16 protein-coding genes and 1 pseudogene are annotated in these 21,724 nt (G+C 73.2%); 8 read left to right on the top strand and 9 right to left on the bottom strand.

Going from position 1 to position 21,724, the window contains the following annotated elements:
• Positions 1-58: 58 nt before the first annotated feature.
• From AC2RP6_RS15755 to AC2RP6_RS15745, 3 genes are all read right to left on the bottom strand, one after another.
• Positions 59-1,000: an EamA family transporter gene (locus AC2RP6_RS15755; RefSeq protein ID WP_486446776.1), complete on the bottom strand. Its 942-nt coding sequence runs from the start codon at positions 998-1,000 to the stop codon at positions 59-61.
• Between the two features lie 44 nt (positions 1,001-1,044).
• Positions 1,045-1,887, bottom strand: a complete 843-nt coding sequence (locus AC2RP6_RS15750) for an isocitrate lyase/PEP mutase family protein (RefSeq protein ID WP_486446775.1) — start codon at positions 1,885-1,887, stop codon at positions 1,045-1,047.
• A gap of 452 nt (positions 1,888-2,339) precedes the next feature.
• Positions 2,340-3,452: a threonine synthase gene (locus tag AC2RP6_RS15745; protein ID WP_486446774.1), complete on the bottom strand. Its 1,113-nt coding sequence runs from the start codon at positions 3,450-3,452 to the stop codon at positions 2,340-2,342.
• A 198-nt stretch (positions 3,453-3,650) separates the two neighbouring features.
• Here AC2RP6_RS15745 and AC2RP6_RS15740 point away from each other — a divergent pair, with 198 nt between their 5' ends.
• The 7 genes and pseudogenes from AC2RP6_RS15740 to AC2RP6_RS15710 all read left to right on the top strand — a co-directional run bounded on the left by AC2RP6_RS15740 (position 3,651) and on the right by AC2RP6_RS15710 (position 12,162).
• Entirely contained in the window at positions 3,651-5,225 is a 1,575-nt protein-coding gene (locus AC2RP6_RS15740; protein WP_486446773.1) for a S8 family peptidase, read from the top strand.
• A 175-nt stretch (positions 5,226-5,400) separates the two neighbouring features.
• Positions 5,401-6,567: a DUF4190 domain-containing protein gene (locus AC2RP6_RS15735; RefSeq protein WP_486446772.1), complete on the top strand. Its 1,167-nt coding sequence runs from the start codon at positions 5,401-5,403 to the stop codon at positions 6,565-6,567.
• A 137-nt stretch (positions 6,568-6,704) separates the two neighbouring features.
• Positions 6,705-7,457: a GntR family transcriptional regulator gene (locus tag AC2RP6_RS15730; RefSeq protein WP_486446771.1), complete on the top strand. Its 753-nt coding sequence runs from the start codon at positions 6,705-6,707 to the stop codon at positions 7,455-7,457.
• Between the two features lie 474 nt (positions 7,458-7,931).
• Positions 7,932-8,117 (top strand): SPOR domain-containing protein, encoded by a 186-nt coding sequence (locus tag AC2RP6_RS15725; RefSeq protein WP_030664389.1) that lies wholly within the window; start codon positions 7,932-7,934, stop codon positions 8,115-8,117.
• Between the two features lie 39 nt (positions 8,118-8,156).
• A pseudogene (locus tag AC2RP6_RS15720) lies at positions 8,157-8,558 on the top strand ((deoxy)nucleoside triphosphate pyrophosphohydrolase); the annotation flags it as partial.
• A gap of 273 nt (positions 8,559-8,831) precedes the next feature.
• On the top strand, positions 8,832-9,272 hold the full coding sequence (locus AC2RP6_RS15715; RefSeq protein ID WP_486446770.1) for an ATP-binding protein: 441 nt from the start codon (positions 8,832-8,834) through the stop codon (positions 9,270-9,272).
• A gap of 232 nt (positions 9,273-9,504) precedes the next feature.
• Positions 9,505-12,162 (top strand): SpoIIE family protein phosphatase, encoded by a 2,658-nt coding sequence (locus AC2RP6_RS15710; protein WP_486446769.1) that lies wholly within the window; start codon positions 9,505-9,507, stop codon positions 12,160-12,162.
• Here the strand turns inward: AC2RP6_RS15710 and AC2RP6_RS15705 are convergent.
• From AC2RP6_RS15705 to AC2RP6_RS15680, 6 genes are all read right to left on the bottom strand, one after another.
• Positions 12,159-12,878 (bottom strand): PspA/IM30 family protein, encoded by a 720-nt coding sequence (locus AC2RP6_RS15705; protein WP_486446768.1) that lies wholly within the window; start codon positions 12,876-12,878, stop codon positions 12,159-12,161. The two genes, AC2RP6_RS15710 and AC2RP6_RS15705, sit on opposite strands and share 4 nt — an antisense overlap.
• Before the next feature lie 57 nt (positions 12,879-12,935).
• The gene (locus AC2RP6_RS15700; RefSeq protein WP_486446767.1) at positions 12,936-15,080 is read right to left on the bottom strand and encodes a TPM domain-containing protein; all 2,145 of its coding nucleotides are present in this window, start codon (positions 15,078-15,080) and stop codon (positions 12,936-12,938) included.
• 60 nt (positions 15,081-15,140) lie between these two features.
• Positions 15,141-15,911 (bottom strand): succinate dehydrogenase/fumarate reductase iron-sulfur subunit, encoded by a 771-nt coding sequence (locus AC2RP6_RS15695; protein WP_486446766.1) that lies wholly within the window; start codon positions 15,909-15,911, stop codon positions 15,141-15,143.
• A complete protein-coding gene (locus AC2RP6_RS15690) occupies positions 15,908-17,812 on the bottom strand; it encodes a fumarate reductase/succinate dehydrogenase flavoprotein subunit (protein WP_486446765.1) in 1,905 nt (634 codons plus the stop codon). The genes AC2RP6_RS15695 and AC2RP6_RS15690 overlap by 4 nt, the downstream gene beginning before the upstream one ends.
• 1 nt (position 17,813) lies before the next feature.
• Positions 17,814-18,638, bottom strand: a complete 825-nt coding sequence (locus AC2RP6_RS15685; protein ID WP_486446764.1) for a hypothetical protein — start codon at positions 18,636-18,638, stop codon at positions 17,814-17,816.
• A gap of 111 nt (positions 18,639-18,749) precedes the next feature.
• A complete protein-coding gene (locus tag AC2RP6_RS15680; RefSeq protein WP_486446763.1) occupies positions 18,750-18,968 on the bottom strand; it encodes a hypothetical protein in 219 nt (72 codons plus the stop codon).
• A gap of 315 nt (positions 18,969-19,283) precedes the next feature.
• Here AC2RP6_RS15680 and AC2RP6_RS15675 point away from each other — a divergent pair, with 315 nt between their 5' ends.
• Positions 19,284-21,599: an ABC transporter family substrate-binding protein gene (locus tag AC2RP6_RS15675; RefSeq protein ID WP_486446762.1), complete on the top strand. Its 2,316-nt coding sequence runs from the start codon at positions 19,284-19,286 to the stop codon at positions 21,597-21,599.
• Positions 21,600-21,724 lie beyond the last annotated feature (125 nt).

Below are 21,724 nucleotides of genomic sequence, written 5' to 3'. Positions count from 1 at the left end.
CCCCGCTCCCGTCCCTCGTTCCGTCCCGTCCCCGTTGGCCTGCCCGCGGGAGGCGCCGCTACTGCTTCTTCCTGCGCTCCGTGCTGACGATCACGACGACCGCCGCCACGACCACCGCGCCGCCGACGACGATCGGCCAGGTCAGCGCCTCGTCGAGGATCAGCCAGCCGAGCGCGACGGCCACGACCGGATTGACGTAGGCGTACGTGGCCACCAGCGACAGTGGCGCGGCCTGCAGGAGCCACACGTACGCGGTGAACGCGACGAGCGAGCCGAAGAGGACCAGGTAGCCCAGGGCCAGCCAGGAGGCGGTGGAGAAGGAAGCCGGGTCCAGCCCGCGGTGCTCGCCGCGCAGCAGGCCGACGACCACGCCCCCGATCCCGCCGGCGAGCATCTGGTAGGCGCTGCCCGTGAAGGGGTTGCCCGGCAGGGACAGCTTCGAGGCGGAGAAGGACCCCAGCGACCACAGCACCGATCCGACCACCACCAGCAGCACGCCCGACAGCCGTACGGCGCCGCTGAGACCGGGGCTGGTCAGTATCGCGAGACCCGCGAAACCGAGGAGGACCCCCACCAGGGTGCGGGCCGGAGGTCGGTCCCCGGTGGCCGTGCGCAGCACCACCACCCACATGGGCACCGCCGCCACCAGCAGTGCGGCCAGGCCGGACGGTACGGAGGTCTCCGCGAGCACGACCAGGCCGTTGCCGCCGAGGATCAGCAGCAGGCCGACGAGGACGGCGGAGCCGACCTGGGCACGGGTGGCCCGGAGCGCGGCCGGCCCGTGGCGCCAGGCGACGACGGCGGTCAGCAGCGCGCCGGCGGTGATGAAGCGGGCTCCGGCGGAGAGGAAGGGTGGCATCGTCTCGACGACGATTCGGATGCCGAGGTAGGTCGAGCCCCACACGACGTAGACGAGGGCCAGTGCGGTCCAGACCGCGCCTGTGATCCTGCCGTGCGGGGTGACCTTGGGCCCGGCGTCCACGGGGGTTGAGGTGCTCATGTCCGGATCCTAAGGTCGTTGGCCCATGCAGGCATCTGGTTGTCTCAGCCCTTGAGCAGGTCGTTCAGCTCGCCGTACGGGAGCGCGTGCGCGAGCGCCCCGTACGTGCCGCCGGTGGCCAGTTCCTCGGCGGCGCGGCGGACCACGGCGTACGCGGCCTCGGCCACCCACGAGCCGAGGCTCACGCGGGAGACACCGAGCGCGCCGCAGGCGGCGACGGTCGGGGCGTCGGGGCCGAGCAGGATGTTGAGGGGGGCGTCGACGCCCTTGGCCAGCTCGGCCACGGTGGCCGGATCGAGGACGCCGGGCACGAAGACGCCGCTGGCTCCGGCCCGGAGGTAGGCGGCGGCGCGGGCGAGGGTCTCGTCGAGGCGGGCGGCGGGTTCGCCCAGGCCCTTGAGGTAGGTGTCGATGCGGGCGTTGACGTAGAGCGGGACCCCGGCGGAGTCGGCGGCGGCGCGGGCGGCGGCGAGGCGCTCGGCCTGTTCGGCGGGGTCGCGGGTGCCGTCCTCGATGTTGATGCCGACCGCGCCTGCGGCGATGACGCCGGCGACGGTCTCGCCGACGGCGTCCGGGTCGGCGCCGAAGCCGCCCTCGATGTCCGCGGTGACCGGGACGGACACGGCGGCGGTCACGCGGGCGATCAGGTCGAGGGCGCGGTCGCGGGCGAGGGCGTCGCCGTCCGGCGAGCCGAGGGACCAGGCGACGCCCGCGCTGGTGGTGGCGACGGCGGGGGCGCCGGTCGCCTCCACGATGCGGGCGCTGGCGACGTCCCAGGCGTTCGCGAGGGCGAGGGGGGAGGCGGGGGTGTGCAGTGCGGTGAAGGCGGTGGCCTTGGCGGCGAGGTCGGGGTGGGTGCCGGGGTGGGTGCCGGGGTGGGTGCTCATGGGGTCAGTTGAGCAGACGGGGAGGGCGGGGGCTCGCGGATTTCCGACCTCGGGGTCGAAGCGGGTGCGGGTGCGGGTGCGGGTGCCGGTGCGCTGCCGGGTGCGGCGCCGTGGCGGGGGCGCTGCCCCCGTGCCCCCGCGCCTCAAACGCCGGCGGGGCTGAAAGAGCGGGGCTCCGTGCCTCAAGCGCCGGCGGGGCTGAAAGATTGGGGCTCCGCCCCGTGCCCCCGTGCCTCAAGCGCTGGCGGGGCTGAAAGATTGGGGCTCCGCCCCGGGCCCCGGGCCTCGGACGACGGCGGGGCTGGAAGAGCGGGGCTCCGCCCCGGGGCCCGTGCCTCAAATGCCGGCGGGGCTGAAAGAGCGGGGCTCCGCCCCGTGCCCCCGTGTCTCGGACGACGGCCGGGCTGGAAGGGCGGGGCTCCATGTCTCGGACGACGGTGGGGCTGGGCGGGTCAGGGGGCCAGGCCCGTTTTGGCGCCGGCGCCGCAGAGGGGGATGACCGCCGTGCGGCCCTGCAAGGGGTCGGTCGGGGAGGTGGGGGAGACGGCCGCCCAGCAGGCCGCGGCCGTCGGTTCGACGAAGAGGCCGCGGCGGGCCAGGTCGCGCTGGGCCTCGCGCAGCCGGGCGTCCGGGACCGTCACGAAGGTGCCGCCCGACGCCCGCACCGCGGCCAGGATCTGGCGGGCGCGCGGCGGCGCCGGGATCGCGATGCCCTCGGCCAGGGTCGGCCGCTGCTCCACCGGGGCGGCATCGTCCGCGCCCGCCGCGAACGCCTGCGCCAGCGGGGCCACCGCCTCGGACTGGACCGCGATCAGGGCCGGCGGCCGTACCCCGCGCCGGGCCAGTTCCTGCGTCGCGAGCGCGGCGCCGAGCAGCAGGGTGCCGTTGCCCACCGGTACGACCAGCACCTCCGGCAGCCGCCGGCCCATCTCCTCCCACACCTCGTACACGTAGGTCTTCGTCCCGTGCAGGAAGTACGGGTTGAACACGTGGCTGGCGTAGAAGACGCCGGGGGAGTCCGCCTCCTTGCGGGCGGCCAGGGCGGCGGACTCGCGGCCGCCCGGGACCACGCGGACGACCGCGCCGTGCGCCCGCATCTGTTCCGTCTTCTTCTCTGATGTCCCCTCAGGGACGAAGACCTCGCACGCGAGTCCGGCCCGTGCGCAGTACGCCGCCACCGACGTCCCCGCGTTGCCGCTGCTGTCCGCGACGACGCGCTGCGGCGCCAGCCGCCGGGCGAGCTCGACGAGCATCACGGCGCCCCGGTCCTTGAAGGACAGCGTCGGCATCAGGTAGTCGAGCTTGGCGTGGATCCGCTCCCCCAGGGGGATCAGCGGAGTGTGCCCCTCCGCCAGGGAGATGGAGAACGCCCCCGGCAGCGGCAGCACCGGACCGTACCGCCACAGTGAACCGGGTCCGGCGGACGGTTCGAGCGCCGCGTCCGGATCCGGCGTGAAATCGAGGTCCCAGGGGCCGCCGCACAGAGGGCACCCCCAGGGGGCGGTCCGGACGTCCGCGCGTGTACCGTCCTCGGAGCAGACGTAACCGGGGGGTGCGTGCGTCATCTGCGGAGCGCCTTTGCTCGGGCATGGTCGTCGTACGGCACGGATGTTACGCGGTCGTCGTCCTCCAGTGGGGCGCGCCGAGGGTGGGTCAACCTTTCGGATGCGGCAGGCCGTTCGGCCGTTTGCGTTGTCATGGTCACGCTTGCGCGCGGCCCCGCTGCCCCCTGCAGTGCACCACCTAGGAGGAGGACCCGTCACATGCCAGTGATGCGTCATACGCGCCGGAAGATCGCCGGCATCAGTGCGACCGCGGTCGTGGCCCTCGCGCTGGGCGCGGCCGCCGCGCTGCCCGCCTCGGCCGTCGGCAGTGATGCCCGCGGTGTGGTCGAGAACGCCGGGGCGCCGGGGTCCGTGCCCAACAGCTACATCGTGACGCTGAAGGACACCGCGCCGCGTTCGACCACCACGAGCGGCAAGCTCGTCGCCAAGAAGTACGGCGCGAAGATCGACCGGACCTACAGCGCGGCCCTCAATGGTTACTCCGTCGAGGTCTCCCGGACCCAGGCCGAGAAGCTGGCCGCCGACCCGGCGGTCCAGTCGGTCGTGCAGAACCGCGTCTTCACCGCCAGTGCCACCCAGCCCGCCCCGCCGTCCTGGGGCCTGGACCGCGTCGACCAGCGGGCGCTGCCGCTGAACCAGGGCTACACCTACCCGGACAAGGGCGGCGAGGGCGTCACCGCGTACGTCATCGACACCGGTGTCCGCATCACGCACCAGGACTTCGGCGGCCGTGCCTCGTACGGCTACGACGCGATCGACAACGACTACGTCGCCCAGGACGGCCACGGCCACGGCACGCACGTCGCCGGCACCGTCGCGGGAACCTCGTACGGCGTGGCCAAGAAGGCCAAGATCGTTGGCGTCCGCGTCCTCGACAACAACGGCTCCGGCACGACCGCGCAGGTCGTCGCGGGCATCGACTGGGTGACCCGCAACGCCGTCAAGCCGGCCGTCGCCAACATGTCGCTCGGCGGCGGCGCGGACACCGCGCTCGACACGGCCGTCCGCAACTCCATAGCCTCCGGCATCGCCTACGCCGTGGCCGCGGGCAACGAGTCGGCCAACGCCTCCACCAAGTCCCCGGCGCGCGTCGCCGAGGCCATCACCGTCGGCGCCACCACCAACACCGACGCCCGGGCGAGCTACTCCAACTTCGGCCCCGCCCTGGACCTCTTCGCGCCGGGCTCCGCCATCACCTCCGCGTGGGGCACGGGCGACTACGCGACCAACACCATCAACGGCACCTCGATGGCCACGCCGCACGTCGCGGGCGCGGCCGCCGTCTACCTCTCGCAGAACCCCTCCAGCACCCCGGCCCAGGTGGCCACCGCGCTGATCGGGTCCGCCACCCCGGACAAGGTGACCGGCGGCGGCACCGGTTCGCCGAACCGCCTGCTGCACGTCACCGCCCTGGGACCGGTCCCGCCGGGCAAGCGCTTCGACAACACGACCGACGTCGCGATCGGCGACAACGCGACCGTCGAGTCCTCGATCGCCGTGAGCGGAGTCGTCGGCAGCGCGCCGACGACGCTGAAGGTCCCGGTCGACATCAAGCACACGTACATCGGCGACCTGCGGATCGACCTGGTCGCGCCCGACGGCAGCGTCTACACCCTGCACAACCGCACGGGCGGCGACGTCGACAACATCGTGCGGACCTTCACCGTGAACGCCTCCTCCGAGACGGTGCCGAACGGTACGTGGAAGCTGCGGGTGCACGACAACGCCAACGGCGACACCGGCAAGATCGACTCCTGGGCGCTCCAGTTCTGAGGAGCGGGCCGGAGGCAGTGACCGAGCCGTGAGGAAACAGCGGGGGCGACCGGGTGCCGGTCGCCCCCGCTGCGTACTATTCGCGCATCCGTTCGCGCCTTCCGTGGTGCCTCCCGGCGCCCCGCGACGTCCCGCCGGCCGCGATGCCCTGCCACCTGCGATGGAGTACGCCCCCTTGAGCCTCCCGCCGAGTCCTCCTCCCGGACCGGGCCACTCCTGGCCGCCGCCGTCGCCGCAGCCGGGATGGGGACCGCCGCCGGGCCGGGGGCCGCAGCCGCCGGCGCTCAACGGCTTCGCCCTCGCCTCGCTCCTGGCCGGACTCCTGTGCTTCCCGCCGCTCGGCATCGCCTTCGGCATCGCGGCCCTCGTGCAGATCGCGAGGAAGGGCGACCGGGGCAGGGCCCTGGCCATCACGGGGCTCGTGCTGTCCGTCGTGATGACCGGAGTGATGGTCTTCGCCGTCGGCCGCCTCACCGAGGCGGTCGGCGGCCGGCTCGACGGGCTGAGCGAGTACACCGAGGTGGAGGGTGAACTGCGGGACATCGACGACCTGGAGGCGGGCGACTGCTTCAACGTCCCGGGCGGCGACCTCTTCGACGAGCGCCCCCTCACCTACGCCGTCGACTGCTCCCGGACGCACCACGGCGAGGTCACCGCGTCGACGACGGTGAACACCGCGGCCCCCGGTGCGCCCGGGGCCGACCGGGCCGCGGAGGATGCCTGTTGGAAGGCCCAGGACGAGTACGCGATGGACACCTGGGCCCTGCCGGAGTTCGCGGAGATGTTCTACTTCGCGCCTTCGCAGGAGTCCTGGGACCAGGGCGACCGGAAGCTGCTCTGCGTGATCGGCACGGCGGAGGAGGATTGGAGCGGCAGTCTGCGCCGGGACGCGGGGATGCTGAAGCCCGAGCAGGCGGCCTTCCTGCGGGCGGCCAACGGCGTCGAGTTCGTCATGAGCCGGCCGCCCGAGGGGGAGGTCGACGAGGCGCTGCGCGCGCACCAGGCGTGGGCGCGCGAGGTGCACGCGGCCCTCGGGGAGGAGGCGAAGGTCCTCCAGCAGGACGCGGCCCGGCCGGGGCTGGATACGGCCGTCCCGGCGCAGCTCAAGGAGATCGAGGTGGCCCGGGCGGCGTGGGAGCGCGCCTCCCGGGCGCGGACGGGCGCGGAGTTCGACCGGATGTGGGACCGGGCGCTGGCCGCGATGTCGCTGGAGACGGAGAAGGCGCTGCGCGGCGCGTACGGGCTTTCGACGCGGATCCCGCAGTGGCTGGAGGACGCTCAGGGCGGCACGGAGGAGCCGTCGGACGGTTCCGGTGAGAGGCCCTCGTCCGAGGCGGTCTGACGCCTGCGTGATAACGCGCCGTAGCGGGTTTGAGTGACCTGGCTTCATCACTTCGGGTGAAACTCTGGCCCTTGCTTGCGGTCTTCAACCGTCGGTTGCCAGGGTGTAGCTGTCTGTCAACCTGATGGGAGTGGCCAGTGACTTTCGGTGAGCAGCCGGCCTATCTTCGCGTGGCCGGGGATCTTCGACGCCAGATCGTCGACGGTTCTCTGCCCCCGCACGCCCGGCTCCCGTCCCAGGCCCGCATCCGCGAGGAGTACGGGGTCTCCGACACCGTCGCGCTGGAGGCGCGCAAGGTCCTCATGGCGGAGGGGCTGGTCGAGGGCCGGTCCGGGTCCGGTACGTATGTGCGCGAGCAGCCGGTGCCGCGGCGGGTGGCCCGCTCCGGCTACCGCACGGGCGGCACCTCGACGCCGTTCCGCCAGGAGCAGGCCGATTCCGGCGCGCGGGGGACGTGGGAATCGAGCAGCGAACAGACGGGCGCACCGGTGGAGATCGCGAAGCGGCTCGGCATCGAGCCGGGCGAGCGCGTGATGCGGACGCGATACGTCTTCCGCGACGCGGGGGAGGTGATGATGCTCTCGACCTCCTGGGAGCCGCTCGCCGTGACCGGGCGGACCCCGGTGATGCTGCCGGAGGAGGGCCCACTGGGCGGGTCCGGGGTCGTCGACCGGATGGCCGCGATCGACGTCGTCGTCGACAACATGGTGGAGGACGTCGGCGCGCGGCCCGGCCTGGCGGAGGAGATCCTCCTGCTCGGCGGGGTCCCGGGGCACGTGGTGCTGGTCATCGGCCGCACCTACTACGCCTCCGGCCGCGCGGTGGAGACGGCCGACGTGGTCGTCCCGGCCGACCGCTACCGCCTGTCCTACCACCTCCCGGTCCGCTAGTAGGGGGTGCCCGGCCTTGATCCGCCGGGCACCCCCCGACGGACCGTGCCCCGGTGGTCGCCGGGGCCGGCGACCCGGCGGGTTTCGGCGCGATGGTGATCGCCGCCGGCCCCCTGAACGGCGCCCTCCGGAGGTTCGCGGGGCGTCCGGTCGCACCCGGCCGTACCGGAGCGGCGGCCGGAACCGCGCTGCTCCCGGGCCCGTGGAGCACCTCGTCGACGCGCGCCCTCGAAGCTACCTGCGGGTATACCTGCCCGTAGGAGCTCCGGGGGCGCGCGGTCGCGTTTTCCGGCGGCCGTGCGCGCCTGGTCCGGACCGGCGCGCGCGGCGCACTCGTACGCATGGCCGGATGCGTACGCCTGCCAGGTATCTCTTCGTGAAAAACCGTATCCGCTCCGTAAAGGTCGGGCGTAAGGTCGGGCATATGCGCAATGCGGTTTCCCGGGCAGATACGTCGGCGGAGGGTGAAACGCGATGAACGACAGCGGTGCCCTGCTCCCGTGGCTGGTCATACGTCAGGACGACAACGGCAACCGCTACCGGGTGGGCCGGTACGCCACCCGGGCCGAGGCCCAGAAGGTCGCCGACAGTCTCGACGACCGAGGACACAAGCAGCTCTACTGGGTCGAGCGGATCGGCCAGACCGCCACGATGAACTGAGCCGAGCGGCGCCTCACGGCGCTGGCATAGGCTCCGCCCATGACGGTACGCGTGGTCGTGGGCGGAGCCCTTTGTCATGACGGGCGCCTGCTGGCCGCCCGCCGCAGCGCGCCGCCGGAGCTGGCCGGACGCTGGGAGCTGCCCGGCGGGAAGGCGGAACCGGGTGAGTCCGTGCCCGAGGCGCTGGTGCGCGAACTGCGCGAGGAACTCGGCGTGGAGACCGAGCCGCTGGAGCGGATCCCGGGGGAGTGGCCGCTCAGGCCCGGCCTGGTCCTGCACGTGTGGACGGCGCGGCTGCTCTCCGGGCAGCCGACGCCGCTGGAGGACCACGACGAGCTGCGCTGGCTCGGCCCGGAGGAACTGGAGTCGGTGGACTGGCTGGACCAGGACCGCCCCGCCGTCGCCGAAGCCGGCCGGCGCTTGCGCGCGACCGGGGGCGCGGGCGGGGGCATGGCCGGAGGCGTGACCGGCGGCGCGGACGCAGGCAAGGCCGGGGGCGCGGACCGGCCGGCGGGCCCCGCGGACCACGAAGGCCATAGCGGGGGCGCGTGACGCTCGCGGGCCGGACGCCTCGGCCGTCTGCGCCACAGTCCGCCGGTAGGTTCGGGATCGAGTGGTACGACGCCCTGAATATCGGGTATGTCGCTATTAATCCCTATCTCGTCCCCCTTTCGTCCCAGACGAACCGGACTGGGGTCGCTGCTGGCCCGGGAAGTGATCGGCGTGATCGACACAGACGGTGAGAGCGCCGAGTGGGCCTTCCCCGCCGAGCCCGGCGCCGTCCGCACCGCCCGCCACGCCGTGCGCGGAACCCTTCACGAGTGGGGGCTCGAAGCCGTCGGCGACGTGACCGTCCTGCTGGTCAGCGAACTCGTCACCAATTCCCTCCGCTACGCCTCCGGTCCCATCGGCGTCCGGCTGATACGGCGGAATCCGGCCGCCGGAGGTCCCGCGGACGCCGGTGCAGGCGGGCCCGCGCTGCTGGTGGAGATCTCCGATCCGCTTCCGGATCCGCCCCGGGAGCGGGTGGCCGACACGGAGGACGAGGGGGGCCGCGGACTGCACCTCGTCGCCGCCTCCTCGCAGCGCTGGGGAACACGCCACGGGAAAACAGGGAAGACTGTGTGGTTCGAGTTGGCTCTTCCTGGTGAGTAACAAGGTGAGCGGTGGCGGGAGAACCTCCGCGGCCCTTCCGGCGGCAGCCGGACAGGGGGTCGGGGGCGATCGCGCGACATGGCTCGAAATCATCGAGACCGTGCTGTGATCGTGAACGCCGTGCCGTCCGGGGTCGTGGTGCTGAATACTGCCGTCATGGCCGGTCCGGTTGCGGTGAGCTGGAGGGGACGGTCGCGTGAGCGAAATACCTGCGCAGGCACATCAGGCCGATGTGCCTCGGGAGACATGGCACGACGCCCTGTGGCACAGCAGTCCGCCTGGCTCGATATATGACTACATAAAGGTCGCCTCCTTCTCGATCGGACCCGACGGGTACATCGACCAGTGGAGCCTGCGCGCCGAGGAGCTCTTCGGGCTGACGGCCGCCCAGACCGTGGGGCGCGACCCGGTCGACGCCTTCATGCCGCCCGAAGTGCGCCCCGACGCCCACCGCAAGGTCGCCGAGATCCTCGACGGCAAGGAGTGGACCGGTCTGATCCCCTTCCGGATCCCCGGTGGCAACGGCGCGCACGGCGTGGCCGAGATCTACGTCATGCCGACCCAGACCGAGACCGCGGAACGGGCCGCCCTCTGCGTCGTCGTCGACGTACGGGCGCTGCGCCGCATCGAGTCCGACCTTGCCGCTTCACAGGCCATATTCGGCCAATCTCCTTTCGGTTTCCTGCTCTTCGGCACCGACCTCACCGTGCAGCGGGCCAACCGCCGCTTCGCCACCGTCTTCGGCGGCTCCGCCGAGACGCACCGCGGCCGCACCGTGCACGACTACCTGCCGGCGCACGAGGCCGACCGGATGGCCGACGCGCTGCGCCGGGTGCTGGACACCGGCGAGGCGGTCACCGACCTGCGGATCACCGGAGCCACCCCCCGCAGCCGCGAGAACCGCCACTGGTCCATCAACCTCTACCGCGTCCACGGCGGCAGCGGCCGCCCCATCGGCGTCGCCGGCATCGGCACGGACGTCACCCGGCGCCACCTCGCCGCCCGTGAGGCCGCCGGAGTACGGCGCAACCTCGCCCTGCTGAACGAGGCCGGGCACCGCATCGGCAACTCCCTCGACCTGGAGACCACCGCCCGCGAACTCCTCGACGTCACCGTCCCGGGCTTCTGCGACCTCGCCGCCGTCGACCTCTACCAGGGGCTGCTCCTCGGCGACGACGACCGGCCCGCACGGCCCCAGGGCCCGGGCGTGCCCAGCCTCCCCGGCCAGGGCCCGGCCCGTACGCCCTCCGCGCCGCTGCGCCGGGTGGCCTTCGCCTCCGCCGTCTCGGACGCCCCGCTGTCCGGCCCCGGCGCCCTGGTCGCCGTCGGCGACATCCACCGCTATCCCGCCGCGTCGCCCGGCGCCCTCGCCCTGCGCACGGCGCGGCCGCGGCTGATCGAGGGCGGCGGACCGGAAGACCTCGTGCAGTCCACCCTGGTGGTGCCGATGGTGGCCCACGACACGGTGGTCGGCCTCGCGCAGTTCTCCCGTACGAAGGGCAGCGAGCCCTTCGGTGAACGGGACCGCGCGGTGGCCGTGGAACTGGCCGCACGCGCCGCCGTCTGCATCGACAACGCGCGGCTCTACCGGCGCGAGCACGAACGGGCGCTGATACTGCAGCGCAGCCTGCTGCCCCCCGGCGACCCCGAGGCGGCCGGCCTGGACATCGCCTGCCGCTACCTGCCGGGCAACGCGGCCACCGAGGTCGGCGGCGACTGGTTCGACGTCATCGAGCTGCCCGGGCACCGCACGGCGCTGGTCGTCGGCGACGTCATGGGCCGGGGCCTGCGGGCCGCCGTCGCCATGGGCGAACTGCGCACCGCCGTACGGACCCTGGCCCTGCTGGACCTCGAACCGGCGGAGGTGCTGACCGCCCTCGACGAGATCGCCCGCGGGCTCGGCGCGCCCGGAGGCTCCCAGCAGGCCTCCCGCGCCGCCCTGCACTCACGGGACTCCGACCGCTCGGAGGTGTACCTCGCCACCTGCGTGTACGCGGTCTACGACCCGGTGACGCGGCGCTGCACCATCGCCAACGCCGGCCACATGCCGCCGGTGCTGGTGTCGCCCGACCACACCGGGCCGGGCGAGGACCGCGAGCCGATGCCCGCCCTGCTGCTGGAAGTACCGCCCGGGCTGCCGCTCGGGGTGGGCGGGGAACCGTTCGAGGAGGTCGAGGTCGAACTCCCCGAGGGCGCCCTGCTCGCTCTCTACACCGACGGCCTCGTGGAGTCCCGCGACCATCCGCTGGAGGAGGGACTGCGGGGCCTGCGCGCCGCGCTCGCCGACCCCGTCCGCCCCCTGGAGGACGTCTGCGACCACGTGCTGAACACCCTGGACACCCGGCACGGCGAGGACGACATCGCCCTGCTGATGGCCCGGGTGCAGGGGCTGCCCGTGGACGCCGTCGGGGACTGGCAGCTGCCGCGCGAGGCCCGGTCGGTGGGCCGGGCGCGGGAGCTGGCCCGGGCGAAGCTGCCCGCGTGGGGCCTCGAAGGCCTGCTGGACACGACGGAGTTGCTGGTCAGCGAACTCGTCACCAACGCCCTGCGCTATGGCGAGGGCGAGATCCGGCTCAGGCTGCTCCTGGACCGGACGCTGGTGTGCGAGGTGTGGGACGCCAACCTGGTCCAGCCGCGCCGCCGGCGCGCCCGTGACACCGACGAGGGCGGCCGCGGTCTGCAGCTGGTGGGCATGCTGTCCGCCGGGTGGGGGACCCGCCGTACCCACCGGGGCAAGACCGTGTGGTTCGAGCTTCCCCCTTCCCGGCGCGGCGGAGGAGGCCGTCTCGGAACTCTCGGCGGAGCAGCTGCTGAACCTGTACGGCTGACGCCGGGCCGGGGTCCCTGCCCGTGCTCCCGGGACCCCGGCCCCGCGCCGGACACTGCCTAGGCGGCCCGGCCCTGCTTGAGGGCGGCCAGGCGGGCCTCGACCTCGGAGGCCCTGCCGAGGTCCTCCAGGGACTCGAACTGGGCGTCCAGGGAGGATGCGGCCAGCTCCTGCTTGCCCAGGGCCATCGCCTCCTCCCGCCGCACCTTCTCCTCGAAGCGGTGCAGGTCGCTCGTCGGGTCCAGGACGTCGATGTTCTTCACCGCGTCCAGCATCGTGTTCTGCGCCTGCGCGGTCCGCGCCCGGGCCACCAGCTCGTCACGCTTCGCCTGGAGTTCGGCCAGCTTGCTCCGCATCGACTCCAGGCCCGACATGAGCTTGTCGACGACCGCCGTCTGCGCGGCGATCGTCGGCTCGGCCGTCGTCGCCTCCTTCTCCGACTGCAGCTGCCGCCCCAGCGCCACCTTCGCCAGGTTGTCGAACCGGTCGGCCTCCGCCGCCGACCCCGACGCCCTCAGCTCGTCCGCCTTCCGGCTCGCGGCCAGGGCCTTGGAGCCCCACTCGGCGGCCGCGTCCACGTCCTCCTTGTGGTCCGCCTCCAGCATCCGCAGATTGCCGATCGTCGTCGCGACCGCCTGGTCCGCCTCCGAGATGTTGTTGCTGTAGTCCCGGATCAGCTGGTCCAGCATCTTCTGCGGGTCCTCCGCCTGGTCCAGCAGGGCGTTGATGTTCGCCTTGGCGAGCTGGGTGACCCGGCCGAGGATCGTCTGCTTGCTCATGATGGGCCTCTCCTGGTGAGGGATGGTCTGTCGGTACGGACCCGCGCCGCGGGCGGTTCAGAAACGGCCGCCACCGCCCATGCGGCCCCGGGTGCCGCCGCCGCCGAAGGAGCCCGGGCCGCTGCCCCCGCCGCCTCCGCCGCCGAATCCGCCGAAGCCGCCGCCCCGGCCGCCGCCGCCCCCGAAGCCGCCGCGCAGGATCTCGCCGAGGATGATCCCGCCCAGCACGGCACCGCCCTGCCCACCGCGCCGTCCCGCGTACGGGTCCTGGTACGCCCGTACGTCCTGCTCCGCCAGCTGCTGCGCCTGCCGCGCCAGCGCGTCCGCCTGCTGGGCCTCGGCCAGCGCCGCCGACGGGTCGCCCGCCGCCAGCGAGTCGGCCCGCTCCAGCCGGCGGCCCGCCTCGGCCAGCCGGGTGCGCGCCTGACTGCCCACCGCGCCACGGGTGGTGGTGATGTAGTCCGTAGCCGCTCCGATCGCACTGCGCGCCGACAGCATCGCCCGGTCCAGGAGGGCCGCGGCCCGCTGCCGGCCCGACTCCCGCTCCCGGGCCCCGGCCAGGGCCTCGTCCAGGGCCGCGTCGGCCTCCTCCACCCGGCGCAGGGCGTCGATCGGGTCGTACCGGCCGGCCGCCTCCTCCCGCCGTACGTCGGCCAGCACGGACTCGGCCCGGCCGATGCGCCCGCGCAGGTCCGCCGTCGAGGTGCCCTCCGTCGTACCGGTCAGCAGCCCGCGGGCGTCCGCCAGGTCGGTCTCCGTCTCGGTCAGGGCGCCCGGCAGCTTCCCGGCCGCCTCCGCCAGCTCCTGCGCCCGCCGCTCGACCGCGTCCATCAGGGTCGCCGCCTGGTCCACGGCGCCCTCGGCGGACCGCACGTGCACCGCCGCCGTGCCGCTCTCGCCGGCGTCGACCGCCGCGTGGGCCAGGCCCAGGTTGGTCGCCGCGAACAGCAGCCGGTCCTTGGCCTGTGCGGGGTTGGAGGAGACCGGTGCGGAGGCGGAGTCGGCGTACCGCCCGCTCAGCGCCGTCAGCGTCGCCTCGGCTGTGGTGGCGCGCCCGGTCAGCTCCAGGTAGCGCTGCTCCACGGCCGCCAGGGCCTGCGGGGCGTTCTTCTCCAGGTCCCGCAGCCGGTCGAAGTCCGCCGCCTGGGCGTCGAGCAGCCGGCTCGCCCCGGTGCAGCGGGCCACGATCTCGTCCAGCATCCGGCGCCGCGCCGCGTCGTCCTCCGGGTAGGCGTCGTCGAGCTGCTGGCGCAGCCGGAAGGCGAGCGTCAGTTCGCCCTTGGCGTGCTCCACGGCGGCCGTGAAGGGAGCCGCGGCCTCCTCACCGAACTCCGCCACGGCGAAACCGAGTTCCTCGGTGCTGGTGCGGACCGCGTCGTCCGTCTCCACCAGCAGGGACTTCGTCCGGCCGTCCAGCTCCGGCAGCGGGAGGCGGTCCGGCGCCCCTTCGGGCCAGCCGGGCCCCGTCGTCGTCCCGCGGCCGCCGGCCGCGGTGTCGCCGCGCCTGCGGCGCCGGTACGCGTACACGCCCAGGGCCCCGGCGGCGCCGACCGCGATCACCGGGAGGACGAAGTCCCCGGCGCCGCTGTCGTCGCCGCCGCCACCGGGGTCGGCCGGGCCCGGCGTGATGGTCGGCGCCGGGACGGGCTGCCCGCCGAGGACCGCGTCGTAACCGTTCGCCGCACCGATGGCCGCGCCCGCCCAGTCGTTCTGCCGCAGGGCCGGCTCGATGGCGGTGCGCGCCACCTCGGCCAGCTGCCGCTCGGTGAGGCCGGAGTCGACATCGGCCGAATAGGCGTACTGGCGGGCTCCGGTGGCCACGGCCAGCAGGACGTCGTCCTGGCCGAGGCCGTTGCGCTGCGCGGTGGCGTCCGCCCAGCTCTGGGCGGAGCGCCCGGAGAAGTCCCGCACGTACGCCACGAAGAGCTGGATCCTCCGGTCGGCGTACAGCTGGTCGAGGGCGGCGGTGACGGCGGGCTTCCGGTCGCCGAGCGCCCCGACGAGGTCGGTGATCTGACCCTGCTGCGCCAGGGCGACGGGGTCCTCGGCGCGTGCGCCCGGCGCCTCCACGACGCCCCAGCCGCCGACCGCCAGCAGGCCCGCGGCCAGGGCGAGCCCGGCCCGTACGAGTGCTCTGCTGCGCGGCTCGATTCTCGGCGGGATCACATTTGGGAGGGTATGAGGGCATTCTCCGGCCCGCATCCGGAGCAACGGGCAGGGGCCCGGACCCGGGGTCCTCCGCGGGAGGACCCCGGTCTTCCGTCAGCCCTTGCGGCGGCCGATCCTGCTGCCCAGCCAGACCAGCGGGTCGTACTTGCGGTCCACCGCCCGTTCCTTCAGCGGGATCAGCGCGTTGTCGGTGATCTTGATGCCCTCGGGGCAGACCTCCGTACAGCACTTGGTGATGTTGCAGTAGCCGAGCCCGTGCTCCTCCTGGGCGGTCCGCCTGCGGTCCAGCCCGGCGTCCGATGCCGCGTCCAGGGGATGCATGTCCAGCTCCGCCACCCGCATCAGGAAGCGCGGGCCGGCGAAGGCCTCCTTGTTCTCCTCGTGGTCGCGCACCACGTGGCAGGTGTCCTGGCACAGGAAGCACTCGATGCACTTCCTGAACTCCTGCGAGCGCTCCACGTCGACCTGCTGCATCCGGTAGGCGCCCGGGGCCACCCCCTCCGGCGGCACGAAGGCCGGCACCTCCCGTGCCTTCCGGTAGTTGAAGGACACGTCCGTGACCAGGTCCCGCACGACGGGGAAGGCGCGCAGCGGGGTGATCGTGATCGTCTCGGTCCGCTCGAAGGTCGACATGCGGGTCATGCACATCAGCCGCGGCCGTCCGTTGACCTCCGCGCTGCACGAGCCGCACTTGCCCGCCTTGCAGTTCCAGCGCACCGCCAGGTCCGGGGCCTGGGTGGCCTGGAGCCGGTGGACGATGTCCAGGACCACCTCCCCGTCGTGCACCTCGACCGTGAAGTCCCCGAGCGCTCCGCCTTCCGCGTCGCCCCGCCAGACCCGGAAGCTCGCCTCGTACGTGCTCATTCGTACAGCTCCTCTTCGGCGAGGTACTTGACCAGCTCTTCCTTGTCGAACAACGCGAGCAGGTCGGGGCGGATGGGGTCGGTGCGGGTGCGGACCAGCTCGATCCGGTCGGCCGCCGGGTCCGCCGGTACGGGGTCCACCGGCCGGCACAGCAGGTTCACCGGGCGCCAGGCCCGCTCCATCGCCGGGCAGTCCTCGCGGGTGTGCCCGCCCCGGCTCTCGGTGCGCTCCAGGGCCGCGCGGGCGACGCACTCGCTGACCAGCAGCATGTTCCGCAGGTCCAGGGCGAGGTGCCAGCCCGGGTTGAACTGCCGGTGCCCCTCGACGCCCGCCCGGGAGGCTCGGACGCGCAGGGCGGCGAGCCGCTCCAGGGCCTCGGCCATCTCACCCTCCCGGCGGATGATGCCGACGAGGTCGTTCATGGTCGTCTGGAGTTCCTGGTGCAGGGTGTACGGGTTCTCCGCGCCCTCGGCGGCGTGGAACGGGGCCAGCGCCTCCGCTGCGGCCGCGTCGACCGCCGCCCGGGACACGGCCGGGCGGCCGGCCGTGTCCCGGGCGGCGTACTCGGCGGCGTGCAGCCCGGCCCGCCGCCCGAAGACCAGCAGGTCGGACAGGGAGTTCCCGCCGAGCCGGTTCGAGCCGTGCATCCCGCCGGCGACCTCGCCGGCCGCGAACAGCCCCGGTACGCCGACGGTCGCGGCGGTCTCGGAGTCGACCGCGATGCCGCCCATCACGTAGTGGCAGGTGGGCCCGACCTCCATCGGCTCCGCCGTGATGTCCACGTCCGCCAGTTCCTTGAACTGGTGGTACATGGACGGGAGCCGCCGCTTGATCTTCTCGGCCGGCATCCGCGTCGACACGTCGAGGAAGACCCCGCCGTGCGGCGAGCCGCGGCCGGCCTTCACCTCGGAGTTGATCGCCCGCGCCACCTCGTCGCGGGGCAGCAGCTCGGGCGGGCGCCGGTTGTGGTCCGGGTCCTCGTACCAGCGGTCGCCCTCCTCCTCCGACTCCGCGTACTTCTCCTTGAAGACGTCGGGGACGTAGTCGAACATGAACCGCTCGCCCTCGGAGTTGCGCAGCACCCCGCCGTCGCCGCGCACGGACTCGGTGACGAGGATCCCCTTCACCGAGGGCGGCCACACCATGCCGGTCGGGTGGAACTGCACGAACTCCATGTTGAGCAGGGGTGCACCCGCGAGGAGGGCCAGGGCGTGGCCGTCGCCGGTGTACTCCCAGGAGTTGGAGGTGGTCTTGAAGGACTTGCCGATGCCGCCGGTGGCCAGGACCACGGCCGGGGCCTCCAGCACGAAGAAGCGGCCGCTCTCGCGTTCGTAGCAGAAGGCCCCCGAGACCTTCTCCCCGTCTTTCAGGACCCTGGTGACCGTGCACTCCTGGAAGACCTTGAGCCGGGCCTCGTAGTCCCCGGTCTCCTTGAAGTCCTCCTGCTGCAGGGCGACGATCTTCTGCTGGAGGGTGCGGATCAGCTCCAGGCCGGTGCGGTCGCCGACGTGCGCGAGGCGCGGGTACTCGTGCCCGCCGAAGTTGCGCTGGGAGATCCGCCCGTCCGGGGTGCGGTCGAAGAGCGCACCCCAGGTCTCCAGCTCCCAGACCCGGTCCGGCGCCTCCTTGGCGTGCAGTTCCGCCATCCGCCACTGGTTGAGGAACTTCCCGCCGCGCATGGTGTCGCGGAAGTGCACCTGCCAGTTGTCGCCGTCGTTGACGTTGCCCATGGAGGCGGCGATCCCGCCCTCCGCCATCACCGTATGGGCCTTGCCGAACAGGGACTTGCAGATCACGGCCGTACGGGCGCCCCGCTCGCGGGCCTCGATCGCGGCCCGCAGCCCCGCGCCCCCCGCCCCTACGACGACCACGTCCCACTGCTGCCGTTCCACTTGAGCCATCTCAGAAGATCCTCGGGTCGGTGAAGGCGCCGCTGGCCAGCAGGTACACGTAGAAGTCGCACAGGGCCACGCTGATCAGGGAGGCCCAGGCCAGCTGCATGTGGCGGGAGTTGAGCCGGCTGATCCAGCCCCAGAGCCGGTAGCGCACGGGGTGCCGGGAGAAGTGCTTGAGGCGGCCGCCCATGATGTGGCGGCAGGAGTGGCAGGACAGCGTGTAGGCCCAGATGAGCGCGATGTTGACCAGGAACAGCAGGGTCCCGAGGCCCATGTGGCCCCACGCGTAGTGCTCGTCGCGGAAGGTCAGCACGGTGTCGTACGTGAGGATGCCCGCGACGGGCACGGCCGCGTAGAAGAAGTAGCGGTGGGCGTTCTGCAGGATCAGCGGGAAGCGGGTCTCGCCGGTGTACCGCGCGTGCGGTTCGGCCACGGCGCAGGCGGGCGGTGAGGCCCAGAAGCCGCGGTAGTAGGCCTTGCGGTAGTAGTAGCAGGTCAGGCGGAAGCCGAGCGGGAAGACCAGGATCAGCAGCGCGGGGGACAGGCCCCACCAGCTGCCGAAGAGGTCCCAGTTGGGGCCGCCGCGCATCTCCGCGCAGTTCTCCGCGAGACACGGGGAGTAGAACGGGGACACGTAGGGGGCGGCGTAGTAGTCGGCGTTCGCGAAGGCCCGCCAGGTCGAGTAGACGATGAAGGCGAACAATCCGGCCGCGGTGCCGGCGGGGGCGAGCCACCACCGGTCGGTGCGCAGGTGCCGGGCCGCGATCGCGGCCCGCGAGGCGTCGTGGACGCCGCCGGGCCGCTGCTGGGGTCGTTCCGTGCCTGTGGCCAAAGAGGACTCCGGGAGGAGTGATGAGGGGACGCTCCCGCCGGGTCGGCGGCGGGGCGGCCGGGCCCGACGGGTGAGCGGGATGGACGGCGTGCGGTTCGCGTACGGGCGGCGTCAGGGCGCGCGGCGATCGCGGGCCCCGAGACCCTCGTCGTCGGAGTCCGTCCACAGGGCGCTGTCGTAGGGGGTGTCCGGGACGGTCACCATCTGGGACGGGTCCGGTGCGGCCGACGCGGGCCTGCGGCCCGCGGCCTGCCGCTCCAGCCGCTCCACCTTGCGCGTGAGCTCGTCGAGGCTGCGTCGTACTGCGGTCAGGTCATCGTTCAGGGACATGATTTGCCCTCATTTCCGCCTGGGTGCGGTGGCAACGCTCATGTGCGCCTGCGAGTGTCGCGCCTCCTGTCCCCGGTTGTGAAGGGACGTGCAGCGATTGCGGGCGCGCAGGCGTGAAGTGTGCGCCCCTCCGCGTCCCCCCTGCCGCAAACGGGATTGGTCCGCACGGGTGGGGTTCGCGGCGTGGCGAGAGGCGGCTGCGAACGGTGCGGAGCGCCGTCGATTTCAGTGGAGTCCGGCAACCGGTGTGATCAGCTCCATATACCGCCGAACGTGATCACGCCTCCCCCACGCCCCGCTCCGGAGGTACCACCCATGTCCCAGAGAAGGCGCAGGTCCTTGGCGCTCCTGACCTCGGGAGTCCTCGCACTGCCGCTGCTCACGGGCTGCGGCGCGGGTGACGACGAGGGCGGCCCGGCCGCCGCAGGGCAGGACATCGCCGCGACCACCCGCGACAAGGTCGCGGACGGGGGCGTACTGCGGTGGGCGGTGGACACCCTTCCGGACACCCTCAACGCCTTCCAGGCCGACGCGGACGCGACCACCAGCCGGATCGCGGGGGCGGTGCTGCCGCACCTGTTCGTGCTGGACGCCAAGGGGCGGCCGGTGGCCAATCCGGACTACCTGGAGAAGGCCGAGGTCATCGAGCGGGAGCCCAAGCAGGTCGTCCTGTACAAGCTGAACCAGAAGGCCGTGTGGAGCGACGGGCGGGAGATCGGGGCCCCCGACTTCGTGGCCCAGTGGCGGGCCCTGAACGGCAAGGACACGGCGTACTGGACGGCGCGCAACGCCGGCTACGAGCGGATCGAGAAGATCGAGAAGGGCAAGACCGACCTGGAGGTCAGGGTCACCTTCGCCAAGCCGTACGCGGACTGGCGCTCGCTGTTCTCCCCGCTCTACCCCAAGCAGGTCACCGGCACCCCGGACGCCTTCAACGAGGGTGCCCGCGGCACCCTGAAGGTCACCGCCGGCCCCTTCGCCCTCGGGGCGATCGACAAGAAGACGGGCACCGCCGCCCTGACGCGCAATCCGCGCTGGTGGGGCAAGCAGGCCAAGCTGGACACGATGGTCCTGACGGCCGTGCCGCGCGCCGAGCGCCCCGCGGCCCTGGCCGCCGGGAAGGTCGACCTGGCCGAGATCGACCGCTCCGGCGCCGACCGCATCGCACTGGCCCGCCGGGACGCCGCCGGCAAGGGCGGCGCGGGCGCGGGCGGGGCCCCGGCGCACGGTCCGGGCGCCGCGATGACCCCGGCGCAGGCCACCCTGTCCTGGGCGAACGCCTTCGGTACGGACGAGGAGAAGGCGGCGCAGGAGAAGGAGGACCGCACCAAGCACACCGAGGCGGTGCAGCGGTACGCGGCGGAGCAGGCGGCCCTGCGCGGCTTCACGGTCCGCAAGTCCCTGGAGCCGGCCTACACCCAGCTTGCGATGAACGGGGCCTCCGGCCCGCTGGCCGACGAGCGGGTGCGCCGGGCGGTGGCCCGCGCCCTGGACCGCCAGGCCCTGGCCGACCTCGTGCTCAAGCCGCTCGGCCTGCCCGCGAAGCCGGTCGGCAGCCACGTGGCGCTGGCCGGGCAGCAGGCGTACGCCGACAACAGCGACGCGCTCGGCGGCCAGGACGCCAAGGCGGCCCAGGCCCTCCTCGCCGATGCCGGCTGGCGCCGGGGCGGCAGGATCACCGAGCCCGCAGGGGCCAAGGCCGGGCCGGAGAGCGCCCCGCAGGACGACGGCAAGACCCCCGCCGGGCCGGGTACCGGCAACGACGGCCTGTACATCGTGGGCCAGGACGACGGCGCCAACGGCGAAGCCGCCGAAGCGGGCTCCGGACCGGGCTCCGGGGCGGCCGCCGAACCGGGCTCGGGGACCGGCGCCGGCGAGGAGGACCGGGTCTCCCCGGTCCTGGCCCCCGCCCCCTTCGGGGCCGAGCAGAAGGCCTCCCTCCTCGCCCAGGCCGCCGGGGCGCGCGCCCTCGTCGACGGCAAGCGCAGCGCCGCCCGCGACGGCGACGCGGCCGATCCCGCCAAGGGGTCACCGGCTCCGGCCAAGCAGACCACCCGCACCTCGGGCAACATGCTCGCCAAGGACGGCAAGGCGCTCACCCTGCGCTTCGTCCTCCCGGCCGGACCCGGCTCGGAGTCCCTGCGCGCCGTCGGCGAGCGGATCTCGCAGATGCTGCGCAAGCTCGGAGTGAACACCGAGACGACCAAGGTGGCCGACGAGAGCTTCTTCAAGGACCACATCGCCTCGGGCGCGTACGACCTGGCGCTCTACTCCTGGCCGGCGACGGCCTTCCCCGCCACCGACGCCCGGCCGATCTTCGCCAAGCCGGAGCCGGCGGCGGACGGCTCGCTCCTCGTCGAGCAGAACTACACGCGGGTCGGCACCGACCACATCGACCAGCTGTTCGACCAGGCCGTCGGGGAGCTGGACGAGGCGCAGTCCCGCGAGCTGGTCCGCAAGGCCGACGCCAGGATCTGGGCGGCCGCCGGTTCGATCCCGCTCTTCCAGCGTCCCGAGCTGGTGGCGGTCAAGCCCGGCCTGGTCAACGCCGGCGCCTTCGGCCTCGGCGCCCCCCGTTACCAGGACATCGGCTGGAAGAAGGCGTCCGGGGCCAAGGAGAAGAAGAAGTAGGCCGGGCGAAGATGTGGTGACAAAGGGGTGCCTGTCGGGTTGCCCCACGGGTCACAAGCTCAGATGTGACTCAAGTCCCTTGCCCGCCGGAACTCCGGCGGGCAAGGTCGTGCCTACCCGTTGAC

Source organism: Streptomyces sp. WAC03905, from assembly GCF_057371075.1.
Note: the sequence above shows the minus strand (reverse complement) of the source record. Positions and strands in the feature narration are given on the sequence as shown.

What these genes read in the sequence shown, in the direction of transcription:
- AC2RP6_RS15755 (WP_486446776.1), bottom strand. Translation starts at nt 1,000, where the DNA reads ATGAGCACCTCAACCCCCGTGGACGCCGGGCCCAAGGTCACCCCGCAC.
- AC2RP6_RS15750 (WP_486446775.1), bottom strand. Translation starts at nt 1,887, where the DNA reads ATGAGCACCCACCCCGGCACCCACCCCGGCACCCACCCCGACCTCGCC.
- AC2RP6_RS15745 (WP_486446774.1), bottom strand. Translation starts at nt 3,452, where the DNA reads ATGACGCACGCACCCCCCGGTTACGTCTGCTCCGAGGACGGTACACGC.
- AC2RP6_RS15740 (WP_486446773.1), top strand. Translation starts at nt 3,651, where the DNA reads ATGCCAGTGATGCGTCATACGCGCCGGAAGATCGCCGGCATCAGTGCG.
- AC2RP6_RS15725 (WP_030664389.1), top strand. Translation starts at nt 7,932, where the DNA reads ATGAACGACAGCGGTGCCCTGCTCCCGTGGCTGGTCATACGTCAGGAC.
- AC2RP6_RS15705 (WP_486446768.1), bottom strand. Translation starts at nt 12,878, where the DNA reads ATGAGCAAGCAGACGATCCTCGGCCGGGTCACCCAGCTCGCCAAGGCG.
- AC2RP6_RS15700 (WP_486446767.1), bottom strand. Translation starts at nt 15,080, where the DNA reads ATGCGGGCCGGAGAATGCCCTCATACCCTCCCAAATGTGATCCCGCCG.
- AC2RP6_RS15695 (WP_486446766.1), bottom strand. Translation starts at nt 15,911, where the DNA reads ATGAGCACGTACGAGGCGAGCTTCCGGGTCTGGCGGGGCGACGCGGAA.
- AC2RP6_RS15690 (WP_486446765.1), bottom strand. Translation starts at nt 17,812, where the DNA reads ATGGCTCAAGTGGAACGGCAGCAGTGGGACGTGGTCGTCGTAGGGGCG.
- AC2RP6_RS15680 (WP_486446763.1), bottom strand. Translation starts at nt 18,968, where the DNA reads ATGTCCCTGAACGATGACCTGACCGCAGTACGACGCAGCCTCGACGAG.
- AC2RP6_RS15675 (WP_486446762.1), top strand. Translation starts at nt 19,284, where the DNA reads ATGTCCCAGAGAAGGCGCAGGTCCTTGGCGCTCCTGACCTCGGGAGTC.